This window comes from Microbacterium sp. H6 (assembly GCF_003314775.1).
In the GTDB taxonomy this organism is placed as follows: Bacteria; Actinomycetota; Actinomycetes; order Actinomycetales; family Microbacteriaceae; genus Microbacterium; species Microbacterium oxydans.
In genome coordinates, this window is sequence record NZ_QOAY01000261.1 from 5,211 (window position 1) to 20,667 (window position 15,457).

Sequence of the window (15,457 nt, forward strand, 5' to 3'; positions counted from 1 at the left end):
CCGCCGAGAACACGAGCGGGCCCACCACGCCCCGCAGCCACTCGACCGAGGTCGCGGGTGGCGCGGTGACGTACGGCATCAGCAACGCGATCGACGTGAGCCCGCCGACCACGAACACCCAGCGGATGCCCGGGGCGGCGGCCAGCCAGACCACCGGGAGGAGCACGAGTGATGAGAAGAGCGATGTCGCTCCCCCGGTACCCGTGCGGAAGAGTCCGAGGCCGATGATGTCGACGATGGGGATGAGCAGGAGCGCCCGTCCCTCGTGCACCCCGCGGGCCGTCAGCACCGCGGCGAAGGCCGTGGCCGCGAGCACCAGGATGATCCCCGCCACGGCCGGTGCGACGTGCGTCATGGGAAGGTCGGGAACCCACCAGGTGAGGAGCGCCGCGATCACCGTCGCGGTGACCGTCGGCGCCTGCTTGAGCAGCGGGCTCGGGTTGTCGAAGACCTGATACCAGCGGTTCTCCGCGCGATCGAGCGGCGTGGCCCTCATCGCCGCACGCCCTCGACGATCGCGTGCAGCTCGGAACCCGTGATCGGCTTGGGGAGCGCGGCGTCCGCCGGCGGATAGTCGGTGGCATCGAGCACCGAGCTGATCACCAGGAAGCAGTCGGGGAAACGGGCCCGGACCAGCCGCGCGCACTCCTGTCCCGAGATACCGGGCAGCAGCAGGTCGAGCACGGCCACCACGGGATCGATCTCGGAGAACGCGGCGATCGCCGACTCGGCGTCACGGGCCACGAACACGTCGAACCCCTCGCGGTCGAGATAGCGGCGCAGCAGCGCGGCCTGATCGGGCGCGTCCTCGACGACGAGGGCCAACGGCCTCCCGCTCATCGGAGCAGCAGCTCTCTCACCACGACGATGACGACCACCACGGCGAGGGCGAGCAGAGCCTGAGGGATCAGACGTCGCTCACGTCGGGCATCCGCGGCGATCTCCTCCACCTCGGCATCGTTCGACGGGGTTGCGGTCATGAGTCGACACGTCCGATCTTCTCGGTCTTGATCCAGGAGGCATCGGCGCGACGCCACTCCTTGATGTAGGAATCCACGGTGATGGCGCACAGCAGTGAGCCATACCCGCAGACGTAGAGCAGCAGCCCCGCGAAGAAGCGTCCGCCAGGGAGCGGCTCCACCGCCCGGGCGAGCCAGATCCCCAGCATCGAGATCGGTCCCCACAGGTAGAAGATCACCGCCCACATGATGCGGGCCTCGTGCGTCACGGGCAGCCCGAGCGCGAGCAACGCGGACTCGAACAGCTGCGGGAAGATCGCGATGGCCATCAGGATCAGGGCACCGAGCCCTGGGAACATGATCGCCTCGCGCCAGGACTGTCTGCCGATGCGGGGATCCAGCTGCACCGAGTAGAGCATCGAGTAGATGTAGATGCAGGCCGCCGCGATCCACATGAAGCGGAACACGAACTCCGCGATGTCGCTGTGCAGCAGGAGGAGCGCGAGCAGGCCGGCCGCCGCGAGCAGCATGAACGCAGGGAGCAGGAGGATCGTGAACCAGGCGAGCCCGAAGCCGAAACTGCCCAGGTTGTGGTCCCGGCTCGGGCGGAACCACAGCTTTCGGTAGATCGAGGTGAGCTGCACGTTGCCGCGCGCCCAGCGCAGACGCTGCTTCCACAGGCTGTCGATCGTCCGCGGCTCCTCGGCCAGCACCACGGCATGCGGCTCGAACACCATCCGGCGTCCCTTGAGCTGGCCCTCGAACGTCGTCATGGTGTCCTCGGCGAGGGTTCCCGTGGGGATGCGTCCGCCGATGGCTTCGAGGTTCGCGCGCGAGTGCAACTGGGCGCCGCCCGCGAGGCAGGCGATGGCGCCGCCGACGTTCTGCACCCGACGTGCGGAGAGCTGACCGATCACGTACTCGATGGCGATGAAACGCGTGAGGTAGTTGCGGTCGCGGCTGCCCTCGGCGATGTAGGCCGTCACGGCACCGACCTTCTCGTCGGCCAGGTGGCGGGTGAGCTTGCGCAGCGAATCACGGGCGAAGATCACATCCGCATCCATGATGAGCACGGCCTCGGCCCACGTGTCGGCGAGGATCACGTCGAGACCGTGGTTGAGCGTGTGCGCCTTGCCCTCTCCCCCCTTCTCGCGCCGCAGGTGCACGACGCGGCCGGGGTGGGCCGCTGACGTGGCGGCGACGACCTCGGGGGTGTCGTCGGTCGATGCGTCGTCGACGACGAAGACCCGCAGGCGTTCAGCCGGATACTCCAGCTGCAGCAGCCGTTCGATCGCGGGGCCGATCACCGCACCCTCGTTCCAGGCGGGGATGACGACGGCGACGTTCGGGTGGTACGGCGCCGCCTTGCCGTAATGGTTGCGGAACGCATGCAGCGGAAGGATGAGGAACTGCAGGCCGGTGTTGACCACCGGCAGCGTGCCGACGAGGATGCAGAGCAGCAGGAGGATGACCACCACGGTCTCCAGCCAGGTGAGATCGGCCATCAGGAGACCGCCACCGCGTCGAGCAGCGGGAGGATCCTCGAGTACCGGCCCACCTCGGCGGCGTCGTGGCTGTCGGTCGAGGCGACCACCGTGCCGCCGGCGCGGCGCAGCGCGGCCAGCGCATCGACCCCAGGGCAGCCCCACTTCTCGTTCACTTCGACGAGGGTGTCGGTGTCGGCGGCGGTGCGTGCCCAGGCATCCGCGCGCTGCGCACCCAAGTCGGCCTCGGACAGACCGATCTTCGGCAGGATCGAGAAGCAGTGCGCGAGCTGGTTCCCCGGGTAGCGCCGCATCGTGGCGATGAGCGCCTCGACGAACTGATCGAGAACGTCGTCAGCGGCCCATCCCGCGGCCATCCGCTCCCGCACCGCGGTGGGTCCGAGCGGACCGTCCGCCCCCGGGAACTGGTGGTCGGCGATGAGGATCCGATCGATGCCGTCGGGGAGGGTCGGGATGTCGAGAGTTCCCCCGACGTCGAGGATCTTCGCCTCGACACCGGTGAGCACCGTGAGCCCGTCCGGCACCCGGAGCACCCGCACCGCAGCGAGGTACTCCGGCACCCAGGTCGTGCTCTGACGCACGTGGTCGACGAGGCGCACCGTGGTCAGTCCCGCTGCGGCCGCAGCCTCGACGTTCTGTGCGAGTGTCGAGACCGCATCGTCCGAGAAGGTGGAGTGGACGTGGTGGTCGCCGCGGAGCAGCGCGTGGCTCACAGTTCCTCCTGATGCCCCGCATGGTCGGAGACCAGCACATCCTCGATCTCCACGATCACATCCTCGAGGAAGCGCACGGAGGCGACCTCGCGGAACGGGATCTGCACGGGAAGCTCTCGCCCCAGGAAGTGGTCGGCCACGAGCGACGGGATGTCGACGCCGGCCGCGATCGTCAAAGGCAAGGCGCCGGGGAAGCGAGGGTTGACCTCGAGCAGCACCGCACGACCCGCGCGATCGCGCCGCAGCTGCACGTTCGCGACGCCGACCAGTCCGATCGCGCGGGCGATCGATGCCGCCGTCTCCTCGAGTTCCGCATCGCGGACCGTGCGTCCGGCGATGGCGACGCCGGAGTCGACCCTGGCTCGCGTGCGGGGTACCGCGGCCACGACGGCCCCGGTGGCATCCGTGATGACGTCGACGGAGTACTCCTCCCCCGGAAGGAAGTCCTGGACGATGAGTCCCTCGTCCGTCGGCAGGGCCTCGAGAGCAGCACGGTCGGGCACGAGCCGCACGCCACGGCTCCCTGCACCCTGACGCGGCTTGGCGAAGACCGGGAACTCCCACTCGACGGCCTCGGCATCACGCCCGGCGAGGACGGTGCGCGGGACGCGACCGGTCGACGCGCAGCGTTCCGCGAGGGCGAGCTTGTCGAGCGCGGTGTTCAGCGTGTCCTCGGACGGCGCAGCCAGCACGGCGGGTGCCAGCTCATCGCGCCGTCCCGCGAGGGCGATGAGCTCGACGTCGACGGTCGAGATCACCAAATCGAGGCCGTCGTCCGCCACCATGCGCGCGATCGCCGGCACGAAGTCGTCGTCACGTCCCGGTGGCACGAGGCGTCGCTGCCCCGGGGGCACCAGGTAGATGCCGCTCGCCCAGCCGTCCATGTCCGCGGCGAACACGGTCAGGTCCGAGCGGCGGAGCAGCGACCGGATCACGGCCACTCCCGCCGGACCACCGGCACCGGTCACCAGCACGCGCTTCGTCATCAGCTCTCCCGTCGTGTGAGCTCGTGGGCGCCGATGAACTCGGCGGTCTCCCGCACGACCTCGAGCGGTTCGACGGCCGTACCCCCACCGAATCTCGACCAGTACCGCGCTGTCGCGGTGACGAACTCGGGCGCGAGGTAGTCGCGGCTCGCCGTCTGCGAGCCGAAGCGTTCGAGGAGCCGCAGCTTCTCGTCGAGGTACTGGTCGATGCGCACGAACCTCGTGGGCCGGAAGTCGATCGTCGCCGACGGACTCTGATAACACGCGACGGTACCGACCCGCCGCGTGGCCACGACGGTCGCCTCGCTCACGGCACGGTGATCCTGGTGCCGGTCGTGCGGCGAGTGCGTGTAGACGATCGTCGGCTGGATCTCCTGCACGACCTCTTCGATGATGCGCACCGTGGATCCCCCTCCGGAGATCTCGGTGTCGATGAGGTCCTTCAGGAAGAGGCGGGCGCCCAGCATCTCCGCCGCTGCGAGGGATTCGTTCTGCCTGCTGTCGGCGTCCCCACCCCTGGCACCGCGGGAGAGCGTGAGGATCGTGATCTCGTCCTGAGCCCTGGCGTGCGCGGCGAGCAATCCGCCGACGCCGATCTCGACGTCGTCCGGATGTGCGCCGATCGCGAGCACCCGCTCCGGTGTGCGCGCTTCCGCTCGGCGGCGGTGCCCCTCCTCGACCAGACGGGTGACGGCTTCCACGAGCTTGCCGTTGTCGAGCGGTTTGGTCAGGAACTCGTCCGCCTGCGCCCGCAGGGCCGAGACCGCGTACTCCACGGAGACGTGGGCGGTCATCACCACGACAGGCACCGACGGAACGATGCGTCGCAGCTCGGCGAGCAGCTCGAGGCCGCTCAGTCCCGGCATCTCGATGTCGGTCACCACGACGTCCGGCCGCACCTCCGCGACCCGATCGATCGCGACCTGTCCGTCCTCGGCGACGTCGACGATGCACGCGGCACGTCGCTCGAGCACGGTCTTGACGAGCAGGGCGACGTCCGGATCGTCGTCGACGACGAGAACGCGAGGAGAGTCCTCAGGCATGTGTACGGCTCTCCTTGGGGAGGTTCCCTGACCGATGGGGATCGGCGGCGCGATCTCGGGGCCTTCAACACCGGGACCGCAGGGAAAGTCGAGCGGGGTATGACGATTCTGGCATACGCCGCCGCCATTGCGACGGTATGCGCCTACGCTCCTGCGCGGGCGGCGCGCTTCTCCTCCTGGAACACCCGGATCGCCTCGTACCGCTCGGCCGAGCGCGCCCGTCGCTTCGCCGCCTCGTCCTCACGATTCTTCGGAGGTGCGGTGGTGACGAGCTCACCCAGGAGACGGTCGACGACAGCCGCGATCTCGTCGACCGCGCTCTCGAAGACGGCCTGGTTCGCCCGCGACGGCGCCGTGGTCCCGGCGATCTTGCGCACGAACTGCAACGCCGCATCGTGGCATTCCTGCGCGGTCGCAGCGGGCTCGAGGTTGTTCAGCGGGATGATGTTGCGGCACATACCCGCACGCTACGCCGCACGGCGGGTCGACGGAAGAGTCGCGGCGTCTCCCCGCCCACCGGGGTCGGACCGACGACAGGGGATGGTGCCGCCGAGGGCCGCTCGCTACGCTCGGGGCTATCCGGGCCGCCAGTGCGATCCCCACCCCCGTCGACAGGACAGACCATGACGAACCCGCCGTTCCCCGAACCGCCCGCTGCCGACTCCTCGACCCCGACGACACCGCCCGCTGCCCCTCCCGCTCCGCCGACCGCAGCCCCGGCCTGGGAATCCGCACCGACAGCAGCCCCGGCCTATCCGGCGCCCACGGCACCGGCGTACCCGCAGCCGGAGCCCACGCCTCCCGGTCGCGTCCTGTCGATCGTCGGTCTGGTCCTCGCCTTCCTGGCGGCGCCGATCGGACTCATCCTGAGCATCGTCGCCGCGGTGAAACTCGGCAAGACCGGGCAGCCGAAGGGGCTGGCCATCGCGGGCATCATCATCGGCGCGATCCTGACGATCCTCGGCATCATCGGGATCATCCTGTCCGTCACCGTCTTCGCCGCGATCTTCGGCACGTGCGCCGAGCTGGGCGCCGGCGTCTGGGAAGTCAACGGCGTCACCTACACCTGCGGGTGACCGCAGCGGCGTGACACGAAGAGGGGCCGGATGCGATGCGCATCCGGCCCCTCTTCGTGTCACGCCTACTTCTTGTAGTTCGGCGCCTCGACCACGATCTGCACGTCGTGCGGGTGCGACTCCTTGAGCCCTGCCGAGGTGATGCGCACGAACTTGCCGCGCGTCTTGAGCTCCTCGATCGTGCGCGCTCCGACGTAGAACATCGACTGACGCAGCCCGCCCACCAGCTGATAGGCGACCGCGGCGAGCGGTCCGCGGTACGGGACCTGGCCTTCGATGCCCTCGGGGATCAGCTTGTCGTCGCTCGGGACATCGGCCTGGAAGTAGCGGTCCTTCGAGTACGAGGTCTGCTTGCCGCGCGTCTGCATCGCGCCGAGCGAGCCCATGCCGCGGTACTGCTTGAACTGCTTGCCCGACTGGAAGACGATCTCGCCCGGCGACTCGTCGGTTCCGGCGAGGAGCGAGCCGAGCATCACGGCGTCGGCACCGGCGACGAGCGCCTTGGCGATGTCGCCCGAGTACTGCAGACCACCGTCGGCGATGACCGGAACGTCTGCGGGACGAGCGGCGAGCGAAGCCTCGTAGACCGCGGTCACCTGCGGCACGCCCACGCCGGCGACGACGCGGGTGGTGCAGATGGACCCGGGGCCGACGCCGACCTTGACCGCGTCGACTCCGGCATCGATGAGAGCCTGAGCGCCTTCACGGGTGGCGACGTTGCCGCCGATGACGTCGATGTGTGCGAAGGACTCGTCGGCCTTGAGCCGGCGGACGAGGTCGATGACACCCTGCGACTGCCCGTTGGCCGTGTCGACCACGAGGACGTCGACTCCGGCATCGCGCAGCGCCTCGGCACGCTCCCACGCGTCGCCGAAGAAGCCGATCGCCGCGCCGACGCGCAGACGCCCCTGGTCGTCCTTGGTGGCGAGCGGGTACTTCTCGCTCTTGTCGAAGTCCTTGATGGTGATGAGACCGGCGAGCTTGCCGTCGTCGTCGATGAGCGGCAGCTTCTCGACACGGTGCTTCGCGAACAGGGCGATGACCTCGCCTGCGGCCACGCCCACCGGAGCGGTGACGAGGTTCTCCCGCGTCATGACGTCCTTGACGAAGGTGGTCTGCCGCTCGAAGCCGGAGACGAAGCGCATGTCGCGGTTGGTGATGATGCCGACGAGCCTGCCCTCGTCGTCGACGACGGGGAGGCCGGAGATGCGGTACTTCGCGCAGAGGTTGTCGACCTCTTCGACCGTCGCATCCTGCGTCGTGGTGATCGGGTCGGTGATCATGCCGGACTCGCTGCGCTTGACGCGGTCGACGTGCGCTGCCTGGTCGGCGATGGAGAGGTTGCGGTGCAGGATGCCGATGCCGCCTTCACGCGCCATCGCGATCGCCATCCGCGACTCGGTGACCGTGTCCATGGCGCTCGAGAGGAGCGGCGTCGCGACCGAGATGCGCCGGGTGATGCGCGACGAGGTGTCGGCCTCGCTGGGGATGACATCGGTGTGCCCGGGGAGCAACAGCACGTCATCGTACGTCAGTCCGACGAAGCCGAAGGGATCGTGCTGTTCCATGGATTCTCCTTCTGCGCGAGTCGCGCATGTCCGAGTGCGAGGGGGTGGTCGACGTCGGCCGGTGCGGGGCCGCGGCCCGTATGAAGATTCTAAGCGAGACACGCCCGAGAACATTCCCAGAGCCGCGTCGTTACCGGACCGTTGGCACCGACCGTAGGTGAATCGGCGATGGCGCATTACGCTCAAGTGCGTCGTCCATCTCTGCGGACAAACCCGAGATCGCAGAGACACAGCACTCAAAGTGGAGGTTGCGTGGGACCCACAACACTCGCCGTGCAGCGAAAGCGACCCTGGGTGGTCGCCTTCCTCAGTATCCTCATGGCGCTCACAGCGTTCCTGTTCCTGCCCCCGTCAGCGGCCTCGGCCGAGACGACGGACGACGGGCAGGAGGTCACCGACTTCTACTTCGCCGGCGTCGTGACCTTCGACGACCAGCCGGTCGAAGGCGTGGTCATGACCATCGAGGGCAAGGGCTTCGACGGCGAGACCGAGACCGATGCCGACGGCAAATGGCGCCTGTACGTGCCCGAGAAGGAGAAGTACACCCTCACGGTCGATGAGTCGACGCTGCCGGACGGCGTGATCGTCGATGCGACCCAGCTCCCGGAGGGCACCCAGCCGATCGCCGGGACCACGGCCTCCTTCGAAGTCGAGTTCGGCCTCACCGGGACGAAGATCATGAACCTCTTCCTCGGCGAGGGGCAACGGGTCACCGTCTCCTTCGTCGACCAGCTGCTCTCACGCCTCGTCGGCGGACTGAACTTCGGACTCCTGCTGGCTCTCGCCTCGATGGGCGCTGCCCTCATCTACGGCACCACGCGCCTCTCCAACTTCGCGCACGCCGAGATGGTCACGTGGGGCGGCCTCGTCGCCCTCGTCACGACCACGTTCTGGCACCTTCCTCTCTGGCTCGGCATCGTCGCAGCCGTCATCGGCGGCGGCCTGTTCGGCTGGGCGCTGGATGCCGGGATCTGGCGTCCGCTCCGCCGGCGCGGTCTCGGTGTCGTCCAGCTGATGATCGTCAGCATCGGGCTCTCGCTCGCGCTGCGATACGCGTTCCAGTTCATGATCGGCGGAGGCACATATCAGCTCCCCGGTGCCAGCCCCACCCCGATCCAGTTCGGGCCGATCTCACTGTCCTACATCGACATGATCGCGATGGGTGTGAGCATCGTCGTGATCCTGGCCGTGGCCTTCTTCCTGACGCGCACCCGCATCGGCAAGGCCACCCGCGCGATCTCCGACAACCCGCAGCTCGCTGCCGCGTCCGGGATCGACGTCGACCGTGTGATCCGTTACGTCTGGATCCTCGCGGGAACGCTCGCCGCCATCTCCGGCATCCTGTGGGCGTACTTCCGCCCCGGCGTGAAGTGGGACATGGGGATGCAGATGCTCCTGCTGATCTTCGCCGCGATCACCCTCGGCGGCCTCGGCACGGCGTTCGGCGCTCTGGTCGGATCGCTCATCGTCGGCATGGCTGTCGAGGTGTCGACGCTGTGGATCCCGTCCGACCTCAAGTATGCGAGTGCTCTCGTGATCCTCATCCTCATCCTCCTCGTGAGACCTCAAGGGCTGCTCGGACGCAGGGAAAGGTTGGGCTGATCGCCATGGACTTCGGAAGCATCTTCTCGAACACGGCCGTCTACCTGTTCAGCCCGGTCACCATCGCCTACGCGCTCGCGGCGACCGGCCTCGCCGTGCACTTCGGATACGCCGGACTGCTCAACTTCGGCATGGCCGCGTTCATGGCGATCGGCGGCTACGGCTACGCCATCTCGGTGCTCAGCTTCGGCCTGCCGTGGTGGATCGGCATGCTGATCGGCCTGGTCGGCGGCGCCCTCTTCGCCGTGCTCCTGGGCATACCGACGCTGCGGCTCCGCGCCGACTATCTCGCGATCGCCACGATCGCCGCGGGCGAGATCGTCCGTCTCCTCTTCACCACGCAGGTGTTCGACGAATGGACCAACAGCGCCGACGGCCTCGCCCAGTACAACGGCGGATTCCGCGACGCGAACCCCATCCCGCCGGGGACCTACGGGTTCGGACCCTGGACGTACAGCGCGAACGACCTCTGGAACCGCGTGTCCGGCGTGATCGTCCTGGTCATCGCCATCCTGCTGGTGTGGGCGCTGATGCGCAGCCCGTGGGGCCGCGTGCTCAAGGGCATCCGCGAAGACGAGGACGCCGTGCGCTCGCTGGGCAAGAACGTCTTCGCCTACAAGATGCAGGCGCTCGTCGTGGGTGGTGTGATCGGTGCCGCGGGTGGGATCGTCTTCGTCCTCCCCTCCGCGGTCGTCCCCGGCAGCTACTCGACGTCGCTGACGTTCTTCCTGTGGACGATCCTCCTCCTGGGAGGCGCGGCCACGGTGTTCGGACCCACGCTCGGTGCGGTGCTCTTCTGGGTGGTGTTCGCCTTCATGGCCAACCTGCTCCCGTCGATGGCGAAGGCCGGGCTGCTGCCGATGACCGACAGCCAGGCGTCGACCCTCGTCTTCGTCTTCGTCGGCATCGCCCTGATGCTGCTCGTGATCTTCCGCCCGCAGGGCATCCTCGGAGACAAGAGGGAGATGACCTTTGTCAAATGAACTGACCCCGGAACAGGTCCCCGGCTCGGCGGACGCCGCGGTGACCGCGGCTCCCTCCACGGGGAGCATCCGACGCCCGAAGACCACCGGCCTGACCACGGGTGAGGTGAAGCCCGGAGTCGCGAAGGTCGATCCGATCCTCGTCGTCGACGCCGTCCAGCGTCGCTTCGGAGGCCTGACCGCCGTCGACGTCGATCACCTCGAAGTCCCCCGAGGAGCCATCACCGCGCTGATCGGCCCGAACGGAGCAGGCAAGACGACGCTCTTCAACCTGCTCTGCGGATTCGACAAGCCCAACAGCGGCACGTGGTCGTTCGACGGCACGAGCCTCTCCGGGGTGCCGTCGTTCAAGGTGGCCAGGATGGGCCAGGTACGCACGTTCCAGCTCACCAAGTCGCTCTCGCTGCTCACGGTGCTCGAGAACATGAAGCTGGGCGCTCCGCATCAGCGCGGTGAGGGATTCTGGTCCAGCCTGTTCCCTGTCCTGTGGAGGGCACAGGACAACGAGATCGAGGCCAAGGCGCGCGAACTGCTGACGCGCTTCAAGCTCGACGCGAAGGAGAAGGACTTCGCCGCGGCCCTCTCGGGTGGCCAGCGCAAGCTCCTCGAGATGGCCAGGGCGCTGATGAGCGACCCGACGCTGGTGATGCTCGACGAGCCCATGGCCGGCGTCAACCCCGCGCTCACGCAGTCGCTCCTCGACCACATCCTCGACCTGAAGGAGGAGGGCATGACCGTGCTCTTCGTCGAGCACGACATGCACATGGTGCGTCACATCGCCGACTGGGTGATCGTGATGGCCGAGGGGCGGGTCGTCGCGGAGGGCCCTCCCGACGAGGTCATGGAGAACCCGGCTGTCGTTGACGCGTACCTCGGTGCACACCAGGACGTGGACCTCGGCGCCGTCACCGGACGTATCCCGGTGCTCCCCGATGCCGCCGCCAGCAGGCTCCGTGAGGAGATCGAAGCGGAGGCGGAGGCCGAGCTCGAGGCGACCGATCCGGTTCCCGGCACCGCTACCGATACCGATACCGAGGGAAAGGGCACCGCATGAGCGGGGAAACGCCGACCGATGCAGCGACGAGCGCGGCTCAGGACGATGTCGTCGTGAAGCTGACCGACGTCCATGCCGGCTATCTTCCCGGTGTGAACATCCTCAACGGTGCCAACCTCGTGGCGCGGCAGGGAGAGCTGATCGGGATCATCGGTCCGAACGGGGCGGGGAAGTCCACTCTCCTGAAGGCCATCTTCGGGCTCGTGAACGTGCGAAGCGGCGACATCACGGTGAAGGGTGAGAGCATCGTGGGTCTGAAGGCCGACAAGCTCGTCCGGCGTGGAGTGGCCTTCGTGCCGCAGACCAACAACGTCTTCCCCTCGCTGTCGATCGAGGAGAACCTGCAGATGGGGCTGTACCAGAACCCCAAGATCTACGACGAGCGACTCGAGTTCGTCACCGGCATCTTCGCTGAGCTGGGCAAGCGCCTCAAGCAGCGCGCCGGTTCGCTCTCCGGTGGTGAGCGGCAGATGGTCGCCATGTCCCGTGCCCTCATGATGGACCCGTCGGTGCTGCTGCTCGACGAGCCGTCGGCCGGCCTCTCCCCGGTGCGACAGGACGACGCGTTCATCCGGGTCTCCGACATCAACAAGGCCGGTGTCACCACGATCATGGTGGAGCAGAATGCTCGACGCTGCCTGCAGATCTGCGACCGAGGGTACGTCCTCGATCAGGGCAAGGACGCGCACGAGGGAAGTGGCAGGGACCTGCTGAACGACCCCAAGGTCATCGGTCTCTATCTCGGCACGCTCGGCACCGACGCCGCCTGAGCGGCGAGCGAGAAGCCGCGAGCGAGAAAGCCGCCGACACCACGACGAAGGCCCCGGATCGGATCCGGGGCCTTCGTCGTGTGATCGTCTGATCAGTTGGTGCGGGTGATCATGTTGTCGGCACCGTACTTGTAGATGCCGATCGACGCACCCTGCGGGTCGCCGGCCTCATCGAACGTGACGTCACCGGAGTAGCCGTCGTAGTCGGCCGTGCCGCCGTCGTTGATGATCTTGGCGCAGTCGGCGAAGCTGGTGCACTTCTTGCCGTCACCGGAGCCGCCCGACACCTCCTGCATCTTGGCCGCGATGTCCGCGCCGTCCGTCGAGCCAGCGGCCAGGGAGGCCAGCGCCACGAGGATGACGGCGTCGTATGCCTCAGCCGCGTAGGTGAAGTCCTTGACCTCGGCGTTGCCCTCGCCCGTCCAGAAGTCCTGCAGACGCGAGGTGAAGTCGTCGGCAAGTGCGGGGCCGGCCTTGGTTCCCTGCGCGCCCTCGAGCGAGACCGGGATCTCCGAGCCGTAGTCGGACAGGTTGCCGTCGACCATGTAGAACTTGTCGGCCGAGATGCCGGCGTTCACCAGCAGCGGCGCGATGGTCTTGAACTGGTCGAACGACACGATCGCGACCGCGTCGGGGTTCTGCGCCTTGATCGTCTCGACCTGGGCGTCGAACTGCGCGTCGCCGACGTTGAACGACGCCTCGGCGACGACCTCGCCGCCGGTGCCCTCGAAGGTCTCCTTGATCGCCGCGTCGAGGCCCGTGCCGTACGCGTCGTTCTGGTAGATGATGCCGAGCGTCTTCGCGCCGTCCTCGGCGATGAGGTTGCCGAGCACCTCGCCCTGCAGCAGGTCGCTGGGGGCGGTGCGGAAGTACAGACCGTTGTCATCCCACGTGGTGAAGTCGGGCGAAGTGTTCGACGCGGAGATCTGGAGGATCCCGGCGCTGACGTTGCCGTCGAGGATGAGCTTGGAGACACCGGATGCGGCAGCTCCGACGATGGCGGAGACGCCGGCGCCCTGCAGCTTGGTGATCGAGGTCTCGTAGGCCTTGGTGTCGGTGTCACCCTCGTCTTCGGCCGTCAGGTCGATCGTGATGCCGGCAGCCGCGTCGTTGACCTCCTGGACGGCCAGCCCGACGCCCGACTCCATGGGCGGGCCGAGGAACGCCAGCGAGCCGGTCTGCGGAAGCAGCGAGCCGAGCTTGAGCGTCAGATCGGCTGCGGGCTTGTCACTGCCGCCGCTCTCCCCGCTAGGAGTGCTGCTGCAACCAGCGATGACGATGGCGGATGCACTGACCAGTGCGATCCCGGCGAAGACCTTCGCGGTTCGCGAGCCCTTCAATGCGTTCATGATGCTCCCTTGCGTAACTGAACGTGGAATGTGACCACAATCGGGTGCTCTAACACTAGGGCGTGAGTATCGCGCGCAGGGGGTGCAAGTGTCTCGGTGCGTTAACGATCCGGGACCGGGTTCCCTGACCCGTGGTCCTCGGGATCAGGCGGCTTCGACCCGTGGAATCCTGCGCCCTCGTCGCGCGGCGAGCAGGAGGTCGACCACGAAGACGCCGATCGCGATCCACACGATGATGAAGCCGGCCCAGCGCTCGGCCGGCATCGGCTCGTGCAGCACCAGGACCCCGATGAGGAACTGCATGACGGGGGTGATGAACTGGATCATGCCGATCACCGTGAGGTTAATGCGTCGGGTTCCCGCGGCGAAAAGCAGCAGCGGAACCGCCGTGGCGACACCGGCGAAGGCCAGCAGCAACGCGTGCGCCCACCCGTTCGCGCCCATCGTGATGCCCGACGTGAGCGCGACGATGATCAGCTGCGCCACCGCGATGGGGATCAGCCAGAACGACTCCAGAGTCAGGCCGCTGATCGCATCGACCGCACGGCCGATCTTCTTCTTGATGAGCCCGTACACGCCGAAGGACGCGGTCAGCGACAGCGCGATCCACGGGAACTGCCGGTAGGCGACGACGATCACGATGACGGCGATAGCCGCGATGGCGATGGCTGCCCACTGCAATCGACGGATGCGCTCCTTCAGCACGAAGACACCCAGCAGCACCGTCGTGATCGGGTTGATGAAGTACCCCAGGCTCGTCTCGACGACGTTGCCGCTGAGCGTTCCGATCAGGAACACCTGCCAGTTCACATAGATCAGCAGACCCGCCAGCGCGGTCAACCCCAGCAGCTTCGGCTGGCGGATGATGACGCCGAAGGCCACCCAACCGCGCGTGACGGTGAGCAGCAGGACGCAGAAGACGAAGGAGAGCAGCACCCGCCAGGCCACGACCTCCCACGGACCCGTCGGAACGAGGAGGAGGAAGTAGAGGGGAAGCACGCCCCAGAGGAGGTACGCCCCTCCGGCGTAGACGACTCCGGCGGTCTGCGTGGCGCGGGTCGTCTCTGGGGTCACCGCACAACCCTATGCCCGCGGCGTGGATGCGGACGTCGGCGGCAGAGCCTCCCGGCGGAGTTTGGCAGGAAAGGGATGCCCGCTGGCGGACGCAGAAGGGGGCCCGGATGCGAGACGCATCCGGGCCCCCTTCGAGGACCTCACCCTGCCCCTCATGAGAGGCGGGGAACAGGTTCAGCAGATCAGCGGACGACGACCGCCAGGACGTCGCGAGCCGACAGGACGAGGAACTCGTCTGCGCCGAACTTCACCTCGGTGCCGCCGTACTTGCTGTAGAGCACGCGGTCGCCGACGGCGACGTCGAGCGGAACACGGTTGCCGTTGTCGTCGATGCGGCCGGGGCCGACCGCCACGACCTCGCCCTCCTGGGGCTTCTCCTTGGCGGTGTCGGGGATGACCAGGCCACTCGCGGTGGTCTGCTCGGCCTCGACCTGCTTGATGACGATGCGGTCCTCGAGCGGCTTGATGGAAACCGACACGGTCTACCTCTTCTTTCTTGACGCTGACACGAAAGACTTGTTCGCACTCTCAACCCGAGAGTGCTAATCCAGTCTAGGCGCTCGGCTGGCACTCACGCAATGCGAGTGCCAGTGAGCGACGCGGTTCGACTCGAGGCGCGGCCGATTAGGCTGAGACCGTGGAGATGTCCGAGCTGCGCGCCCTGCTCACCCCCGAAGGTCTCGAGCTTCTCGACACGACCGGTCCCATCGAGTCGACCACCGAGGTCGCGCGAGCGGTGTCGCGGCTGCGTGCGGCCGGCCACTCCCCCGACCTC

16 protein-coding genes and 1 pseudogene are annotated in these 15,457 nt (G+C 67.7%); 5 read left to right on the forward strand and 12 right to left on the reverse strand.

From position 1 onward, the window contains the following. The 8 genes and pseudogenes from DSP71_RS24140 to DSP71_RS16865 form a co-directional block, all read right to left on the reverse strand. Positions 1-496: pseudogene (locus DSP71_RS24140) on the reverse strand (PAS domain-containing sensor histidine kinase); the annotation flags it as partial. Further along, positions 493-840 (reverse strand): response regulator transcription factor, encoded by a 348-nt coding sequence (locus tag DSP71_RS16840; RefSeq protein WP_046748786.1) that lies wholly within the window; start codon positions 838-840, stop codon positions 493-495. The pseudogene DSP71_RS24140 and the gene DSP71_RS16840, both read right to left, overlap by 4 nt. Then, positions 837-980 (reverse strand): hypothetical protein, encoded by a 144-nt coding sequence (locus DSP71_RS22450; RefSeq protein ID WP_170224283.1) that lies wholly within the window; start codon positions 978-980, stop codon positions 837-839. The genes DSP71_RS16840 and DSP71_RS22450 overlap by 4 nt, the downstream gene beginning before the upstream one ends. Continuing rightward, positions 977-2,464 carry a glycosyltransferase gene (locus DSP71_RS16845; RefSeq protein WP_113681649.1) on the reverse strand — a complete coding sequence of 496 codons (1,488 nt, stop codon included), beginning with the start codon at positions 2,462-2,464 and terminating at the stop codon, positions 977-979. The genes DSP71_RS22450 and DSP71_RS16845 overlap by 4 nt, the downstream gene beginning before the upstream one ends. Continuing rightward, entirely contained in the window at positions 2,464-3,177 is a 714-nt protein-coding gene (locus DSP71_RS16850) for a PHP domain-containing protein (protein WP_113681650.1), read from the reverse strand. Before DSP71_RS16850 ends, DSP71_RS16845 begins: the two co-directional genes overlap by 1 nt. Further along, complete coding sequence (locus tag DSP71_RS16855) at positions 3,174-4,163, reverse strand: ATP-grasp domain-containing protein (RefSeq protein WP_113681651.1); 990 nt, start codon at positions 4,161-4,163, stop codon at positions 3,174-3,176. The genes DSP71_RS16850 and DSP71_RS16855 overlap by 4 nt, the downstream gene beginning before the upstream one ends. Next, a complete protein-coding gene (locus tag DSP71_RS16860) occupies positions 4,163-5,206 on the reverse strand; it encodes a response regulator (RefSeq protein WP_061018601.1) in 1,044 nt (347 codons plus the stop codon). Before DSP71_RS16860 ends, DSP71_RS16855 begins: the two co-directional genes overlap by 1 nt. A gap of 143 nt (positions 5,207-5,349) precedes the next feature. Further along, positions 5,350-5,664 carry a DUF2277 domain-containing protein gene (locus tag DSP71_RS16865; RefSeq protein WP_061018604.1) on the reverse strand — a complete coding sequence of 105 codons (315 nt, stop codon included), beginning with the start codon at positions 5,662-5,664 and terminating at the stop codon, positions 5,350-5,352. 165 nt (positions 5,665-5,829) lie between these two features. On the opposite strand from DSP71_RS16865, the gene DSP71_RS16870 reads away from it, so the two are divergent. Then, on the forward strand, positions 5,830-6,282 hold the full coding sequence (locus tag DSP71_RS16870; protein ID WP_113681652.1) for a DUF4190 domain-containing protein: 453 nt from the start codon (positions 5,830-5,832) through the stop codon (positions 6,280-6,282). Positions 6,283-6,347: 65 nt separating this feature from the next. Here the strand turns inward: DSP71_RS16870 and guaB are convergent, their stop codons facing one another. Further along, complete coding sequence (gene guaB / locus DSP71_RS16875; RefSeq protein ID WP_058631856.1) at positions 6,348-7,850, reverse strand: IMP dehydrogenase; 1,503 nt, start codon at positions 7,848-7,850, stop codon at positions 6,348-6,350. A gap of 252 nt (positions 7,851-8,102) precedes the next feature. Between guaB and DSP71_RS16880 the strand changes: the two genes are divergently transcribed. The 4 genes from DSP71_RS16880 to DSP71_RS16895 are packed head-to-tail and all read left to right on the forward strand — an operon-like array spanning position 8,103 to position 12,259. Continuing rightward, entirely contained in the window at positions 8,103-9,452 is a 1,350-nt protein-coding gene (locus DSP71_RS16880; RefSeq protein ID WP_046747419.1) for a branched-chain amino acid ABC transporter permease, read from the forward strand. Between the two features lie 5 nt (positions 9,453-9,457). Continuing rightward, positions 9,458-10,435 carry a branched-chain amino acid ABC transporter permease gene (locus DSP71_RS16885; RefSeq protein WP_113681653.1) on the forward strand — a complete coding sequence of 326 codons (978 nt, stop codon included), beginning with the start codon at positions 9,458-9,460 and terminating at the stop codon, positions 10,433-10,435. A 40-nt stretch (positions 10,436-10,475) separates the two neighbouring features. Next, entirely contained in the window at positions 10,476-11,489 is a 1,014-nt protein-coding gene (locus tag DSP71_RS16890; protein ID WP_374168979.1) for an ABC transporter ATP-binding protein, read from the forward strand. Further along, positions 11,486-12,259 carry an ABC transporter ATP-binding protein gene (locus DSP71_RS16895; protein ID WP_046747417.1) on the forward strand — a complete coding sequence of 258 codons (774 nt, stop codon included), beginning with the start codon at positions 11,486-11,488 and terminating at the stop codon, positions 12,257-12,259. Before DSP71_RS16890 ends, DSP71_RS16895 begins: the two co-directional genes overlap by 4 nt. A gap of 92 nt (positions 12,260-12,351) precedes the next feature. On the opposite strand, the gene DSP71_RS16900 is transcribed toward DSP71_RS16895, so the two are convergent. From DSP71_RS16900 to groES, 3 genes are all read right to left on the reverse strand, one after another. After that, positions 12,352-13,608 carry an ABC transporter substrate-binding protein gene (locus tag DSP71_RS16900; RefSeq protein ID WP_046747416.1) on the reverse strand — a complete coding sequence of 419 codons (1,257 nt, stop codon included), beginning with the start codon at positions 13,606-13,608 and terminating at the stop codon, positions 12,352-12,354. A gap of 144 nt (positions 13,609-13,752) precedes the next feature. Beyond that, positions 13,753-14,682, reverse strand: coding sequence for an EamA family transporter RarD (gene rarD / locus DSP71_RS16905; protein ID WP_113681654.1), 930 nt, complete (start codon positions 14,680-14,682; stop codon positions 13,753-13,755). A gap of 182 nt (positions 14,683-14,864) precedes the next feature. After that, entirely contained in the window at positions 14,865-15,161 is a 297-nt protein-coding gene (groES, locus tag DSP71_RS16910; protein ID WP_017203655.1) for a co-chaperone GroES, read from the reverse strand. Positions 15,162-15,457: the final 296 nt, after the last annotated feature.

Excerpts from the sequence above, each read along its gene's own strand:
- DSP71_RS16840 (WP_046748786.1), bottom strand. The coding sequence starts at position 840 with ATGAGCGGGAGGCCGTTGGCCCTCGTCGTCGAGGACGCGCCCGATCAG.
- DSP71_RS16900 (WP_046747416.1), bottom strand. The coding sequence starts at position 13,608 with ATGAACGCATTGAAGGGCTCGCGAACCGCGAAGGTCTTCGCCGGGATC.
- DSP71_RS16865 (WP_061018604.1), bottom strand. The coding sequence starts at position 5,664 with ATGTGCCGCAACATCATCCCGCTGAACAACCTCGAGCCCGCTGCGACC.
- DSP71_RS22450 (WP_170224283.1), bottom strand. The coding sequence starts at position 980 with ATGACCGCAACCCCGTCGAACGATGCCGAGGTGGAGGAGATCGCCGCG.
- DSP71_RS16860 (WP_061018601.1), bottom strand. The coding sequence starts at position 5,206 with ATGCCTGAGGACTCTCCTCGCGTTCTCGTCGTCGACGACGATCCGGAC.
- guaB (WP_058631856.1), bottom strand. The coding sequence starts at position 7,850 with ATGGAACAGCACGATCCCTTCGGCTTCGTCGGACTGACGTACGATGAC.
- DSP71_RS16895 (WP_046747417.1), top strand. The coding sequence starts at position 11,486 with ATGAGCGGGGAAACGCCGACCGATGCAGCGACGAGCGCGGCTCAGGAC.
- DSP71_RS16855 (WP_113681651.1), bottom strand. The coding sequence starts at position 4,163 with ATGACGAAGCGCGTGCTGGTGACCGGTGCCGGTGGTCCGGCGGGAGTG.
- DSP71_RS16870 (WP_113681652.1), top strand. The coding sequence starts at position 5,830 with ATGACGAACCCGCCGTTCCCCGAACCGCCCGCTGCCGACTCCTCGACC.
- DSP71_RS16885 (WP_113681653.1), top strand. The coding sequence starts at position 9,458 with ATGGACTTCGGAAGCATCTTCTCGAACACGGCCGTCTACCTGTTCAGC.
- DSP71_RS16845 (WP_113681649.1), bottom strand. The coding sequence starts at position 2,464 with ATGGCCGATCTCACCTGGCTGGAGACCGTGGTGGTCATCCTCCTGCTG.